This window comes from Streptomyces sp. AC627_RSS907, assembly GCF_019049165.1.
Genome location: NZ_JAGMUE010000142.1, coordinates 1 through 13781, shown reverse-complemented (window position 1 = coordinate 13781; position 13781 = coordinate 1). Strand labels below are relative to the sequence as shown.

Below are 13781 nucleotides of genomic sequence, written 5' to 3'. Positions count from 1 at the left end.
AGCACCGGGGCAGGGGACACCAGGCCGCAGACGACGTGATCAGTGTCGCCGGATCAGTCGAAGTCGGGTTCCCAGTCGTCATCCACCTCTTCTTCGGTGCGCAGTGAATGTGCTCTCATGCCCGCGAGATCCAGTTCGGGTCCGGTCAGTGTGAGGTCACAGTTCCGACACCCGAAGTAGCGCGGGAAGAACCAGATGTCCCCATAGTCCCCGCTCTTGTCACGCCCGCTGATGAACGCAGGATTTTCGCAGGCCGGGCACGTCGTTGGTACATGCAGGAGCCATCGGCTGGGCAGTGGTGCTGCCGATTGACTGGCAACCAGCGCTGTCTTCTCGCTTTCAGACAAGCCGTCGGTTTTGGCCGCGAAGGTCTCCTTGGCCTGCTGGATCCTGGCGGTGTAGCGCACTCCGTCAGCTCGGACGTCGTCTGCACTACCAGGCTCTTGCACGTCTCGTAGTGCTTGTCCCAGAACCAGGCCGGTTCCTTCGACAGCTCGGGCAACAGGGAATTGATGTACTTCACACCGGCCGCCAGCAGTTCCCGGCATTCGCTGGACGGCCTCCCCCACCCCATGTGAGTGACGCCGTTGCGTGCATCCCTCAGAGCCGCAAGTTGCTGTGGCACATCGCCCTTTCCCAGTTTCGTGAGCCGCATTACGACCCCCGCGCCACTGACGGTTCTGAGACCCGCGCGACCTGCCTCCACCTTGTCTTCCCGGCCGCCGAGTAGCAGCAGATCCTCTAGAGAAGGCTTGATGTCGGCCAGCAACGTGAGGGTGATCGAGGCTAGTGACCTGGTTCGGAGATCCTGTCGCAGTAGCGGCAGATGCGGTCGAGGATCTGGTCGGCGGTCTTGGTCCACTTGAAGGGCCGGGCCTCCTCGTTCCAGACCTTGATTTAGTCTTCGAGCGCGGTCTTGAGATCGTCGAGTGAACAGAACACCCCGCGTGCGAGGCAGCGCCGTTCCAGCTCCGCGAACCACCGTTCGACCTGGTTGGTCCACGACGAGTAGGTGGGGGTGAAGTGGAGCTGGAAGCGCGGGTGCGCGAGGAGCCACTTGTGCACCACGGGCGCCTTGTGGGCGGAGAGGTTGTCGCAGATGACGTGGACCGCCAGGCCGGGTTCGGTCTGGCGGTCGATCTCATCGAGGAAGTCCCGGAAGTCCACCGCCCGGTGCTGGGCGGACAGCTTGCTGATGACCTTGCCGGTCGCGGTGTTCAGAGCGGCAAAGAGGTCGACGGTGCCGTGCCGGATGTAGTCAAAACTCCGCCGCTCGGGCACTCCCGGGACCATCGGCAGCACCGGAGCGGTCCGTTGGAGGGCCTGGATCTGCGGTTTCTCGTCCACCGCGAACACCACCGCGTTCGCCGGCGGGGCGAGATACAGACCGACGACGTCGCGGACCTTGTCGGTCAGGAACGGGTCCGGGGAGATCTTGAACGTCTCGGTCCGCCACGGCTGCAGACCGAACGCGTGCCAGATCCGCAGGACACCGGCCGGGGAGATGCCCACGACTTTGGCCAGCTCCCGCTTCGACCAGTGGGTCCCGGCCGGAGGTGCTTCTTCGAGGGTGCGGACTACGACCTCTTCCACCTGGGCGTCGGTGATGGTCCGCGGCACCCCGGGCCGCGGTTCGTCCGCCAGTCCGTCCAGCCGGTCACGCAGGAACCGGGTCCGCCACCGGCGCACGGTGTCTCTGCCGACATCGAGTCGCGCGGCGACCACGGTGTTGTTCCAGCCGTTCGCACACGCCAGCACGATGCGTGCGCGAACGGCCAGGCCCTGCGCGGTCGAGCGGCGCTTGGCCCAGTTCTCCAGCGTCAGCCGCTCGGTCGCCGACAGCACGACAGGTTCCAGCCGGGTATCGCCCATGCACACAGGACAGCGCGAACGCCCAGCCCGCCGCAGGCGAACTCCGCAATCTGATACACGAGACGCCTCACGTGGCGACCTACATACTCAAAACCAGGTCACTAGGTCATTAGCTACTGCACCTGACCACAGACCCCGGTCCTGGGGGTGTTACTGGGTGTGGTTCGCCTTGGGGCCGGGTTTCTCAATTCGATCGCCCCTGTACTACAGGCGCCGCTACCGTCCCTTCATGGATGATTCCCTCTCCTTCGAGAGCTTCCTTGGAGGGGCCAAGAAGGCCGCTCACAGAGCCATGGACGATCACGGGCGCGGCGAGTACGACGAGTTCGCTCTCCATGGCGGTGTCGCCGTAGAACGGCTCGCCAAAGCGGTGCTGGTCTCGAAGAACCCGGTGTACCTCTTGGAGATGCGCAACGGGAACCCCGACATGCTCCTGTACCTCGGCGGCCACCTGGAGATGAGCGCGGACAAGGTCCGTACGGTCGGCGCCAAGGACTCCATCAAGCGGCTGCGTACGTTGGGACTTCTTCCGCCTGACCCTCAGCTCGACCTGTTGATCGAACTTCGGAACGGCACCGCACATTCGACTGTCGGCGACCAGGCGAAGATTCTGCTTCCAGCGCTCGCCGAGAACATCGCGGCCCTGCTCAAGGATATCGATCTTCCTGAGGAAGGCTTTTGGGGCCGTTGGACAAGCGCGATGAACGTGGCCGTCGACAAGCAGCGGAGCGAGACCGAGCGGGACGTCGAGATCCGGATCAAGCAGGCCAGGCATCGCTTCGACGACCGGTTCGCGGGGCTGCCAGAGGGAGCCAAGGAGAAGGTCCTCCAGGTACCCAGACCCACCATTGGGGGCTTGGTGGCTGGTCCGATCTCGATCACGGTCGGTAAAGACCTCCTGGCCATGATCGCCACCATGCCCTGTCCGGCCTGTGGAGGGCAGGCAAAGGTCAATCTCGCTCCGATCAACCCCTCTCCGACCGGAGCCGACTTGATGCCGAACAGCCTTCACTGCCATCTGTGCGCGCTGGAACTGAGCAGCCCGGAGGAGATCAGAGCCTCCGGAACCAACATCCAGGTGACCGGACTCCCCGCCTCGCTCGCCATCTCCTGGGGCCGGACGCTTCCGGCGGGATTCGAGTTCGGCGAGACGCACGCAGGCTGATCACCGCTACGCCAACACCTTCGCGCTTAGAGGTCCTAACAGAAGTCGTTGATCGCGTGACTGATTGCTTGTCGGCTCGTTGGTCGGAGCGTGGGGAAGAGACAGTCGCGGCCGTGGATCGTCTCGGACGAACTGTGGGCACTGATCGAGCCGTTGCTGCCTAAACCGAGCCCGAAGCTGGTGGCGGGGCGGCCGAGGGTGCCGGACCGGCAGGCGTTGTGCGGGATCCTGTTCGTGCTGCACACCGGCATCCAGTGGGAGTACCTGCCCCAGGAGCTGGGCTTCGGCTCGGGGATGACGTGCTGGCGGCGCCTGGCGGCCTGGAACGAGGCCGGCGTGTGGGACCAGCTGCACCTGGTGCTGCTGAAGAAGCTGCGGTCGGCGAAGAAGCTGGACTGGTCGAGGGCGGTGATCGACTCCTCCCATGTGCGGGCTGCCCGCCGGGGCCCAAAAGCGGTCCCAGCCCGGTCGACCGTGCACGGCCGGGCAGCAAGCACCACGTCCTCACCGACGGCCAGGGCATCCCGCTCGCGGTGTCGCTGACCGGTGGGAACCGCAACGACGTCACCCAGCTCCTGCCCCTGCTCGACAAGGTCCCCGCGGTCTCCGGCGCCGTCGGCCGGCCACGTCGGCGGCCGGATGCCCTGCTCGCCGACCGCGGCTACGACCACGACAAGTACCGCCGCCTGCTGCGGCAGCGCGGGATCCGGCCGGTGATCGCCGAACGAGGCCAGGAACACGGCTCCGGCCTGGGCATCTTCCGGTACGTGGTCGAAAGGACGATCGCCTGGCTGCACGGCTTCCGCCGCTTGCGCATCCGCTGGGAACGACGCGACGACATCCACGAAGCCTTCCTCGGCCTTGCGACCTGCCTGATCACCTACCGGCATGTACAGCGCCTTTGTTAGGACCTCTTAGCGTCGCCTTCAAGCGCCGCCGTTGCACCCTCCCACAAGAACAAGGCGGCACCACCGATCAACGCTGTGGTGCCGCCGCCGGTTGGGGGACCTCCATGCGTGAGCGTCAGGAAATAGGTTCTCCCAGGAGTAGGGAGCGGGCGCGCGCTCGGAAACCGTTATCCAGGCCGGCGGTGCCGACAAGGAACCCCACGACATCTGCGGCGCGCTTGGCGGCGACCTCCTCGAACAGGCCGCCCATGTCCTCGGGCTCCTCAATGCGCCCGCCCAGGGCGGTTACCGAGGTGACCAGTTCCAGCATGCGTAGGGCTGGCAGCACTGTGTCGGGACGGGCCAAAATCCTTACGGTCAGCTCGCGTAGCCGGGGGTAGTAGACAGGCAGCAGGTCGACGTGGACGTCGCCGGGCAGCGCGCCGCTGTCCTTGACGGTCTTCAGCAGGCGGGCCAGGCCCTCCTTTTCGCGCAGGCCGGCGGGGCCTCCGAAGAGGTATTCCTGCAGTCCGCGGTCGGGGTCGGCGATATGGGTGGCGCGGATGCCTTCCACAGCTTGGCTGAGGGAGAGCAGGTACAGCCAGGCGCAGTCCAAGACGAGGGCCAGGTGCTGGGGGACGCGTGCGTCCAGGAGCGGGGCGGCTGCAGTCACCTCGTCGACCAATAGCATCGGATTGCGGTAGGGCTCGGTGACCCAGTAGGTGAATTCCCGGTAGTCCGCCAGTGGTTTGAGCCGCTTGTCCAGGTCGCCGAAGGCACGCAACACGGTGGTGGCCTTGTCTGGCTCGAACAGCCAGGCCAGCGGCTCCGTACCCAGGCCGAGTTCACACGGGTGCAGTTCCTCCAGACGTGTGACTTCGCCGCTGTTCAGTGCGGAAATCCCCAGACGAGACGTCAGCTGCCGTGCAGCGTCGGTCAGGTCCCGCTCCCGGACCATGTATGCGGCGTCCGCACCGAAGAAATCGGCCACGCCCCGCACCCAGAACATGCGGTTCGTCGACCCCTTGCTCGAAGTCTTGCAGTCCACGATCGCGCTCTGCATGCGGAAGCCACCCGCCACGGTGTATCCGAGCACGTCCAGATCGGTGTACGCCTCCGGTCCACTGGAACGCTGACCTCGACGCGTGGCAGATGAGGCACCCGCTTTGGAGACGCCGCGCAGCGGCACGTCCAGGCGGGTGGTGTACCCCATCCTCCACAGCAGCCGCCTTGATGCGACCTTCAGCCCCAGGTCAAGTTCGGTCATCGCGCACGTCCCCTTCCCAAGGCGGCGTCCACCACGCCCTGCCATTGCCGCGGACTGCTCTTCGCTTTGGCCCTCGTGCGGTACATCGTCTGCATCGGTGCGGTGAATGACTGACCAAGCGCCAGGGTCCGACGGGCCTGCTCGTCACCCACACGTCCGCCGATCTGCTCCCCGAAAGAGATCAGATCGCGGGCGATTCGCAGCGCCTCGCGGTTGTCCGGCGAGTCGATGAAGCGGGGCATCACCCAATTGCCGCCAGGCTTGGGGTCGGGATCGAATGCCACCAGTCCCGCTGCGTGGATCAGCCGGTACTGCCGTTCATGTGCCTCATTGGGGCGCAGGAAGCCTCGGTTCGGGTCGAGCAGCTTGTCGATCACGTCGACCAGCGCGTGCCCTGGCAGGCTGGTATAGCCGCCGAAGTGCTGACCGCAGCGCAGGCAGGCCAACACCGCCATTGCCTTGTCCAGCACCGGCTTGCGGCCGCGCAGCAGATCATGATCGAGGATGTAGGGCAGCGCGGCAAAGGGCTGAAGAGTCCCGTCCGGGCGTTGCACAGCGGGTGCCAGCAGCAGGCCCCGCGCGATCGCGTCCTGGAGCAGGGGCTGCGTATCGGCTACGGGCAAGCCTTGTTCGCCGCGGACGGCCGCGAACGCCTCGGCCAGCTGGTCGCTCCCGTGATCACGGACCAGCTCGGTGATCACTTGGGGGTTCTCGAATCCGAAGAACGGCGAGTACAAGACGTCGCCGTCCGGCACCTGGATGCGTTTGAGCAGTTCCGCCCGCTCACCGACCTCAAGCAGCAAGGGAAGCGCGGCGGAGTCCAGACCCACTCTGGAGGCTACGTCCTCCTGCGGCACGGGCCCCTCGGCTAGGTAGTTCACCAACCGCACCATCTGCTCCTCGGTTTCCGAGGGCCGCCGGTTCCGCCATGCCTCACCGAGCCTTGCATAGAGATCGTCGTAGTAGGGGACGCTCTCGGTGAATCGTGTGATCTTGCCGCCCGAGCGCTGCACGCCCTCCACGAATCCAAGATCTTCCAGAGCCAAGACCACGGGGTCGAAGGCGAACTGATTCACATCCAACTGCTCCGCGGCTACTGCACGCAGTGCGCTTGCGTTGTCGATGACTTCCTGGCCCCGTATGAGCGCGGCCAGGCTGGCGGCCATTCCGATCATCTGGGTGTCCATCAGCGGTTCCAGAGTCCCGGAGTTCGGATCAACGTTCCGCAATCCTGCGTGCACGTCCTGGCATCGCAGCCCCTCGTCGAATCTATCCATCAGCTCCTCGCCCCCTCGTTCGGCGCGTTCCGGCGCCGCAGGTCATCATCTCTCGTCTCCGCCTGCCCCGGGGGCTGTCAGTGCCGTGCGGCATCATCGGCAGATGGCCGCCACACCAACCCGCCTCCCGCGATACCGAGTCGGGCGCGAAGGTAGACACCAGGCGATCTTCCTGGGGGGTTCGCGGCCACAGCCGCTCAGTTCCTGGCCTCCCGGAACTTCGAGCCGTTCACCGGCGCCGCAGCCTTCACGGCATACGCGGTCGCCATCGGCTTCGGTATCTCGATCTTCAACCTTGCCGCGTACGAGGACCTCGAGCCGCGGGAGACCCTGGACACCTACGCGCGCGACGAAGGGCGCGACCCTGGGGGCACTCGCCGGAACCTCCGCACCACAAGACGGCCACCAGGGGACAGACCATCGAGCGGCGCTGACCCACCGCGAGAAGGAGGCATCTCGCCGTGACGAGATAGCACGAGACCCCGAGCAACTACCGCCCGGAGCCTCTGCACGCTGGCGTGTCCAAGCTCGCCGCTCGACGTCAGAGCATTCACGTCGCGTCCGGTCGGGCAGGCCGCTCATCCAGCGTTGTCAGTGGTCCGCCTTAAGCTCATGAGCTCATCGCGCTGAGCAAGGAGAGGGTGTCCATGGCCATTGACTTCGCTGCTCTACATGAGCCGCTTGTGGAATGGGTCCACGACCAGACGGCCGCGGATGTATCCGAGTACGTGACGATCACCCCCTTCGGTGAACTGCACGGTCTCAACGAGGAGCAGTCCTTCCGGCTCCTGGAGACGTGCAAGGAATGGGGGCTGCTGAGCGATCGCTACGCCACGATGAGCGATCCGGCGGCCAACCTGACACCACATGGACTGCAGTGGATACAGGAACGCCAACGCTGGCGCGCCGACCCCAAAGCGCGCGCCGTAGCCGGGCGCACAGGCCTGCTGACGTGGCTGTGGCACCAGAAGAATGACGGTGTGGGGCACCCCGTCGTCGAGGGCATCCTCCAGTCTCCGCTCTCACTCTTCGCGGGGGAGCGACTGACACCAGGCGAAATCGACCGCGCCGGGGCCTACCTGATGTCCAAAGGACTGATCACAGGTATCAAGACCGGTCAGACCGAGGGACCCGTACGGGCTGAGATCACTGCGGAAGGGCAGGACTGCGTGGAGCACTACGACGGTGACGTCAGCGCATACGAACGCCGGAACAGCAGCGGCAACACGACGTTCAACATTGGTGAGAACACAGGCAACATCGCCGCCAATAGCCGTGACTTCACCATGAATGCCACGACTAGCAAGGACGGGATTGACCCTGCTGCGGTCGTCATGCTCGCCCGCGCCCTGCGCCAGGCCGTACCAGTGCTGGATCTGCCGCAGGATGATGCAGCTGAGCTCACGCAAATCGCCAATCGTCTTGAGACCGAAGCAGCCAGTGGGTCCCCCGATCCCAGCCGGTTCCGGCGTTGGGGAAGCCAAGCTGTGGGCCTCTTGGAATCGGCCGTAGTCAGCGGGGCACTGGGCGGCGTCCTCGCCGCATACGCCGGCGTGGTCCTCCCCGGACTGCCCGCCGCCTGAAGCCAGGCTCTCCGAAAAAACGCTGCGGTCGCTGGCCCCCACTTCGGCTGGCGACCGCAGCGTGTTGTGTCTATGCCGCTGCCCACTCCAGGCCGAGTGCGGCGAGGGCGGCGCGCTGCTCCGCGGTGAGCTTGTCCCGGCGGCTCTTGGTGTTCGAGAGCCACACGCCCAGCTTCACAGTCACCGGCTCCGCCTCGCCGTCGACCGTGATCTCCATGCCCCTGTCCTACTCGCCGGGAGTGTGCGGAGCGTGTGCCTGGGGAGACCCGGCGGCCTCCGGCATGACGCTGGTGCCGCTGAGGTCCTCGCACAGACGCAGATCCAGCTCGACGGCGGCCGCGTCGACCCGGGCCCACTGTTCGTCGGAGAGGTCGGGCAGGAGCGGGCGTAGGTGGTGCAGGGCGAACGCGACGACGCCCGGCGCCACGCTGTGCAGGAGGTTGGCGACGGCGGCGCTGTGCGCGTCGGGATGGAGCTCGCCCCGCCCGACAGGGCGTACGCCAGCCTGTACGCGTAGTCCGCCTGCTCGGTGAGGGCGATGTTCGCGGTGGCGCGCACGCCCGTGAGCCAGTCGGTGGTGAACAGCAACTGCTCGATCGCGGCACCGGACACCGTCGGCCGCAGTGCTGATGTTCTCCATGCCCGGTCAACTCCCCGCCCGGCAAGGCGGACACGGTTCCGCTCAGGCCACAGCCCAGTGCGGGTTACTCACCGGCGGTGGCAGCCGTGCCCTTCACGGCGAGAATCTCCGAGACCGGGCAGCCCCACGCCGCGCCAGGTCCGGCGGAGCCGTAGAGCGTGAACCCGCACGCCTGGAAGAACGCCTGCCGGCCAGCCGCATCGCCGCCGTCTTGCGGCACCAGTGCCAGGAACGTGTGGCCGGCTTCCTGGGCCCGGCGGGCGACCTCGGCGAGAAGTGCCCGACCGACCCCGCCGCGACGAGCGGCATGAGCGACGGCCATCGTCAAGACGAACGTCTGCTCGCCGGGATGCGCCTCCCGGCCTTCGTCGTGCCCGAAGTCGCAGTGGAGCTGGAACTCAGCGACCCCGACGACAGACCCGCGGAGCTCGGCCACGATGACGTCCAGGCCCTCGTGGTCGTAGACCCTGCCGTCTCCCAGATGGTTCGAGTACAGCAGCTCCTCCACCACCGAGTAATCGGGTTGGACGAGGTCACGGATGAGTGGCATGACCCAAGTGTTCCAGGACCGCGGGGCGGAGGCACCGTCTACGGGCTCCGCGGTCTACGAGCGCTTTGCCTGCTGGCTCATGGTGTCGACTCTGGCAGAGGTACAGAGCACTACGCTCCTTCCATGTGGAGTGAGTCGAACAACTATGGCTTCGAGAACGAGCTGGACTACCTGCGGTCGATCAAGAAGGACGACAGCTATACGTTCACGTACCCGTTCGAGTACATCGCTAAGAACTACGGGAACGACAATTACGACATCGGCACAGCGGACATGGTGGTCCGGGTCCAGTGGAACGACGCGGAGGCCGGTTACACGGTGGCCTACGACGTCCCCGAGATGGACAAGATCGACCCCGCTGAGGGGAACGGCGATGCAGCGAGCTTCTACGAGAGCGACGTTTACTGGAGGCTCGTGGGCGACCTCGACGGCATGGGGATCAGCTCCGAGCTTCGTGCAATCTAGGCACGGTTGGCTTGCCGTTCCCCAGGCCTCCAAAGGCCCGGGGAACGGTCACGGTGCGGGACAGTCAGTAGTCGTCGCGTTCGGTGTTCGGTCCGTACCGCTCGATGAGGTCGCAGGTACAGGTCCCGCTTTCGTACTGCGGCTTGTCGCACTCCTCGTGGTGGTCCCACGGCTGCCGCTCCGTCGGGGCCGCCGGCAGCACGGGCTGCGCGGGGGCGACCTCGATGGCCGGCACCACGCCCGCCCACTCCATGCCCAGCGCTGCGAGGGCGGCGCGCTGCTCGGTGGTGAGTTTGTCCCGCCTCGATTTGGTGTTCGAGACCCACACACCCAGCTTCACGACCACCGGCTCCGCCTCGCCGTCGACCGCGATCTCTTCGCTGTGGCCCCTTGGCACCGGCCGGTCCGCGCCTTCCCGCTCCACCCACTGCGCGAGCGCCGTCAGACCCCGCTGGAACGCCTGCTGTGCCTTGCCCTGGCCCTTCGTCGCACCCTTAGCGGCCGGGGCGGGAGACGGCGTCTCAGCGGGCGTGACGCCCAGCTGGGACAGCCGCTCCTGCTGCTCGGGCAGGAGCCGCGCCCAGATGGCCGGCTGCTTCTGCTGCTGGAGCCACTTGCCGATGTCGTCGCCGTCCATCAGCACGCCGGGTGCGATGTCGGGCAGCTGGCCGTCGGCGTCGACCAGGTCGGCGAGCACCCGGTAGTGCCGCTGCCAGTCGAGCGGCCATGGGCAGTCCCAGTCCGGGTCGATCTCCGTCAGCTGTGCCGCGCGCACGGCGGCCCGCTCCGGATCCTTGCCCAGACCGTTCTTCGCGCCCTTCCGCCGGAGGTTGGCCATGTGCTGCCCGACCGGCACCATCGCCTCGCCCTCGCCCCACACCGCGTCCTGGCGCGGCGCGAGATGCCCAGTGGCCCGCCGGTATGACCGCAGCGCGGCGAGCTTGGCTTCCCACGCCTCCTCGCCCGGCTCCCAGACCATCCCGGCCTCCGGCGCGTCCAGCAGCAGCTTGCGCCGGTCCTCCAGCTCCCCGGCCCGCAGCGCCTTGCGCTGCTGGTGCACCCACCGCCCAAGCGGAAAGTCCTTGGTGACGCCGACCTCGACCTCGACGTCATACGGAACGGCATAGAGGCCGGTGATCTCGTTCTCCTTCCGCCACCGCAGCAGCGCCTGGTAGCCCTCCAGCCAGACCAGGGACTCGGGCCGGTAGACCCGGGTGCGGAGGAACGCCGCGATGGTCGCCGCGTCCCGGGGAGAGGAGAAGTGGAGCAGCGCGGCTTCGGCGGCGGCCTGTGTGTCGTCCTCCTGGTCCTCGCCGTCGCCCTCGCCGCCGGCCCCGACGATCTGCCCGTCCTCGTCACGTCGGACGTGCACCTTGCGCTTGCCGCTGGTGAGCGCGCGGGAGGCGAGCTGCTCGACGAGTCGTTCATCGTGCGAGCGCAGGCCCTGGAGCACGGCTACAAGGGGGCGGAAGCTGGCACTGGCGACCATGTCGGTCGGGTCCTCGCCGGGCTCCAGGAAGACGGGCACGATGATCCTGGCCACCTTCGTGCTGCCGTCCTTGTTGAGCCTCAGCGCCCGGCCGATGTTCTGCACGATCTCCACCTGCGAGCCGCGGGTGTCGGCGAAGCAGATCGAGTCGACGCCCCGCTCGCCGGTGATGTCCACGCCTTCCCCGAGCACGCGAACGCTGGCAAGGAAGGCGCGGTGGACCCGGCGCCCGGCCGCGTCGATGCCGTTGGCGAACTGGCGCAGGACCTCGCGCCGCTCGGAGACGAGGTGGTCGCCGCACAGCCACGCCGACCAAACCCGGTCCGGCGGGACGTGGCGGCCGGCCTCCAGCTCGTAGAACTCCGCGTCGATGGACGACTTCGGCAGCTTCTCGGCGGCGGCCAGGTCGTCGTCGGAGGCGTCGTTCGTGTACAGCTCGGCGGCCGTCTCCGGGAGCTTCTCCGCGAACGCGGCTGCCTCCTCGACCTTCTGGTGGAACGTCATGACCGTACGCAGGTTGTGCGCGGCGGCGTGCTCCAGGAGCGCGGTCTGCAACAGGGCCAGGCGCCGGCCCCGCCGCGCCTCCTCCGACTCACCGAGGCCCGGCGAGGGGTCGCGGATCTCCAGCACGTCGATCTCGAACCCCGCGAGGATCTCCCGCTCGATCGCCTCGGAGAGCCCGAGCTCCGCGATCCACGCGCCGTACGTCCCGTTCGGATCGTCGGCCATGGTCGCCAGCTCCACCTCCTGGCCGTCCGCACCCTTCTGCGGGCGGGCCGCGGCGAGGATGCGCGGCGTCGCGGTCAGGTACAGCCGGAAGTCCGCCGGGATCCGGGCGTTATTGTGGATCGCCGCCCACGGCCGACCAAGATCACCAGCGGTTCCGTGCGCCTCATCAACGATCGCGAGGTCGAAGCCGTCCATGCGCTGCCCGTAGAGCCGCTCCCCGCCCGCCAGAGCGGCCTCCAGCGGCCCGCGAACCTTCCGCCGACCCGTCGGGTCCTCCGGGTCCTCGCGGTCCACGAGAGAGGCGTACGTGGCGAACACAACCACGGGCCCGGACCCTGCCCACAGGGCGAGCTGGATCGGGTTCGTGGTGGTGCGCACCCCGAGCGAGCCCAGGACCGGGTCGTTCTCCAGCGAGCACACCGCCACCATCGGCGCCTGGTGGCCCACCAGGCGCCACGCCTGGGCGGTCTGCGCGAGCAGGTCCAGGGTCGGCACGGTCACGAGGATCCGGCCGTCCGCGAACGACTCCAGCGCGCACGCGGCGGCCGTGATCGTCTTGCCCGACCCGGTCGCTGACACGATCGTGGCACGGGCACCCTGCGGGGGCACAGATGACCTTGCAGGGAATCCCACCCACCTGCGAAACGCAGCGCGCTGGGCTACCTGGTGTTCCTTGAGCTGAATCGCTGACATTCCCATTCCCTCCCCGAGCACTGAATTCTTGTGGTCTTTCAGAGGGCCGCGTGCGGAATGCAGGCCGCGCCCAGGTCGTTCCAGATCGACGCATCCGCCTTGTGCCAGCCGCCCGGCTTCCCGTCCTTGAAGGGCGGCTTGTCGTCCACGTCGTAGTGCCCGGCATCGAGCGTGCAGACCACGACGTCCCCGTCCGCGTTCCGCGTCCGGGCCGTGCACAGACCACCGGCCTCACCCAGCGCCTCCAGCACCCGGCGCCGCGCCGTGGTGTGCGGGTGGGTGCCCGGCAGCACGCTCTCCCGGACGAACCTCTCCAGCCCGCACCAGGTCGGCTCGCTCACGCTGCCTTACGTCCGCGATATGTACGGCCAGTTCAGCGGTCCCTGCCGACCGGCCGCCGCGCCGTGACCACTCCCGGTCCGCGATGCCGACCAGGGCCTCGCTCACGGCCCTCACGCCGTCATCCCAGCCGTCTGCGAACAGCGAGCCCCGAGAGGCCGGCGCCATGCCGTCCAGCTCCACCACCTGGCACTGCGCCCCGGCGACCGCTCCGGCCTCCAGCGCGGCCACCAGGTCGTCCGCCTCGTCCGCGGGCACTCCCTGCGCCTCCAGGAGCGCGAACACCTTCAACCGGGCGTTGACGCCTGCCGTCTGATACTGGCTCACCCGGCGCACAGAATCGCTGCTCAGCGCGGGAACAGGTTCGGTAGATTCGTGGTGACCGGTCATCTGCGGTCGTTCCTATCGGAATTTCGGGGAGGTTCCCGGGTGGTTGGGGGGTGTTCCGTGTTTCCGCCAACGGTACATGCTGCATCAACTTGATGCGCGCGGTACACTGGAACCCACACGAACGAGCGACCCCCACCCCAGTAGCCAGCCCGGCCCGCGTCAGCGGGCCCCAAGGTTCTGGAGGCGCAGCCGGAAGGACCGTTGAGGCGGGGGAGCGCAGCGGACCCGCCGGCTCTTCGGCCGGAGCGGAGCGGAGGCCAGTAGCGGGACATAGTCCCGCCGGTCCGGGAGCGCAGCGGACGGACCGTCACCGGGCAGGCGAAGCCTGCCCGGTGGGCGGGTGGCGCAGCCACCCGCCAGCGCTCACGCGGAGCGGGAGCGCAACCCCCGCGCGCAGCGCGGGGGTTCGCTTCCTCCGGGCGCAGCCCGGAGGGG

General features: G+C 67.5%; 11 protein-coding genes and 2 pseudogenes. 4 read left to right on the top strand and 9 right to left on the bottom strand.

Features of this window, described 5'->3' with window-relative positions; translation table 11 throughout:
* Positions 1-53: 53 nt before the first annotated feature.
* Positions 54-407, bottom strand: coding sequence for a hypothetical protein (locus tag KUM32_RS28040; protein ID WP_217144764.1), 354 nt, complete (start codon positions 405-407; stop codon positions 54-56).
* Between the two features lie 379 nt (positions 408-786).
* Positions 787-1872, bottom strand: a pseudogene (locus KUM32_RS28035) (IS630 family transposase).
* Between the two features lie 229 nt (positions 1873-2101).
* On the opposite strand from KUM32_RS28035, the gene KUM32_RS28030 reads away from it, so the two are divergent.
* Positions 2102-3037, top strand: coding sequence for a hypothetical protein (locus tag KUM32_RS28030; protein ID WP_217144763.1), 936 nt, complete (start codon positions 2102-2104; stop codon positions 3035-3037).
* Positions 3038-3127: 90 nt separating this feature from the next.
* Positions 3128-3945 (top strand): IS5 family transposase gene (locus KUM32_RS28025; RefSeq protein WP_374227559.1). Its coding sequence is split into 2 segments (ribosomal slippage): positions 3128-3476 and positions 3476-3945, totalling 819 coding nucleotides; the frame shifts between segments, so codons are not numbered across the junction.
* Between the two features lie 115 nt (positions 3946-4060).
* On the opposite strand, the gene KUM32_RS28020 is transcribed toward KUM32_RS28025, so the two are convergent.
* Together KUM32_RS28020 and KUM32_RS28015 are read right to left on the bottom strand one after the other, a co-directional pair.
* The gene (locus KUM32_RS28020) at positions 4061-5191 is read right to left on the bottom strand and encodes a hypothetical protein (protein WP_217144762.1); all 1131 of its coding nucleotides are present in this window, start codon (positions 5189-5191) and stop codon (positions 4061-4063) included.
* Entirely contained in the window at positions 5188-6468 is a 1281-nt protein-coding gene (locus tag KUM32_RS28015) for a hypothetical protein (RefSeq protein ID WP_217144761.1), read from the bottom strand. Before KUM32_RS28015 ends, KUM32_RS28020 begins: the two co-directional genes overlap by 4 nt.
* 647 nt (positions 6469-7115) lie before the next feature.
* On the opposite strand from KUM32_RS28015, the gene KUM32_RS28010 reads away from it, so the two are divergent.
* Positions 7116-8051 carry a hypothetical protein gene (locus tag KUM32_RS28010; protein WP_217144760.1) on the top strand — a complete coding sequence of 312 codons (936 nt, stop codon included), beginning with the start codon at positions 7116-7118 and terminating at the stop codon, positions 8049-8051.
* Positions 8052-8121: 70 nt separating this feature from the next.
* Here the strand turns inward: KUM32_RS28010 and KUM32_RS28005 are convergent.
* The 3 genes and pseudogenes from KUM32_RS28005 to KUM32_RS45435 form a co-directional block, all read right to left on the bottom strand.
* A pseudogene (locus KUM32_RS28005) lies at positions 8122-8265 on the bottom strand (helicase associated domain-containing protein); the annotation flags it as partial.
* A 12-nt stretch (positions 8266-8277) separates the two neighbouring features.
* The gene (locus tag KUM32_RS28000; RefSeq protein ID WP_217144759.1) at positions 8278-8478 is read right to left on the bottom strand and encodes a hypothetical protein; all 201 of its coding nucleotides are present in this window, start codon (positions 8476-8478) and stop codon (positions 8278-8280) included.
* 277 nt (positions 8479-8755) lie between these two features.
* Positions 8756-9241: a GNAT family N-acetyltransferase gene (locus KUM32_RS45435; RefSeq protein ID WP_217144758.1), complete on the bottom strand. Its 486-nt coding sequence runs from the start codon at positions 9239-9241 to the stop codon at positions 8756-8758.
* 123 nt (positions 9242-9364) lie between these two features.
* Here KUM32_RS45435 and KUM32_RS45430 point away from each other — a divergent pair, with 123 nt between their 5' ends.
* Positions 9365-9706 (top strand): hypothetical protein, encoded by a 342-nt coding sequence (locus KUM32_RS45430; RefSeq protein ID WP_217144757.1) that lies wholly within the window; start codon positions 9365-9367, stop codon positions 9704-9706.
* A gap of 64 nt (positions 9707-9770) precedes the next feature.
* Here KUM32_RS45430 and KUM32_RS27985 read toward each other — a convergent pair whose 3' ends face one another.
* Together KUM32_RS27985 and KUM32_RS27980 are read right to left on the bottom strand one after the other, a co-directional pair.
* A complete protein-coding gene (locus KUM32_RS27985; RefSeq protein WP_217144756.1) occupies positions 9771-12617 on the bottom strand; it encodes a DEAD/DEAH box helicase in 2847 nt (948 codons plus the stop codon).
* A 38-nt stretch (positions 12618-12655) separates the two neighbouring features.
* Complete coding sequence (locus KUM32_RS27980; protein WP_254406243.1) at positions 12656-12958, bottom strand: hypothetical protein; 303 nt, start codon at positions 12956-12958, stop codon at positions 12656-12658.
* Between the last annotated feature and the right edge of the window lie 823 nt (positions 12959-13781).

What these genes read in the sequence shown, in the direction of transcription:
- KUM32_RS28030 (WP_217144763.1), top strand. Translation starts at nt 2,102, where the DNA reads ATGGATGATTCCCTCTCCTTCGAGAGCTTCCTTGGAGGGGCCAAGAAG.
- KUM32_RS28020 (WP_217144762.1), bottom strand. Translation starts at nt 5,191, where the DNA reads ATGACCGAACTTGACCTGGGGCTGAAGGTCGCATCAAGGCGGCTGCTG.
- KUM32_RS28015 (WP_217144761.1), bottom strand. Translation starts at nt 6,468, where the DNA reads ATGGATAGATTCGACGAGGGGCTGCGATGCCAGGACGTGCACGCAGGA.
- KUM32_RS28010 (WP_217144760.1), top strand. Translation starts at nt 7,116, where the DNA reads ATGGCCATTGACTTCGCTGCTCTACATGAGCCGCTTGTGGAATGGGTC.
- KUM32_RS45435 (WP_217144758.1), bottom strand. Translation starts at nt 9,241, where the DNA reads ATGCCACTCATCCGTGACCTCGTCCAACCCGATTACTCGGTGGTGGAG.
- KUM32_RS45430 (WP_217144757.1), top strand. Translation starts at nt 9,365, where the DNA reads ATGTGGAGTGAGTCGAACAACTATGGCTTCGAGAACGAGCTGGACTAC.
- KUM32_RS27985 (WP_217144756.1), bottom strand. Translation starts at nt 12,617, where the DNA reads ATGTCAGCGATTCAGCTCAAGGAACACCAGGTAGCCCAGCGCGCTGCG.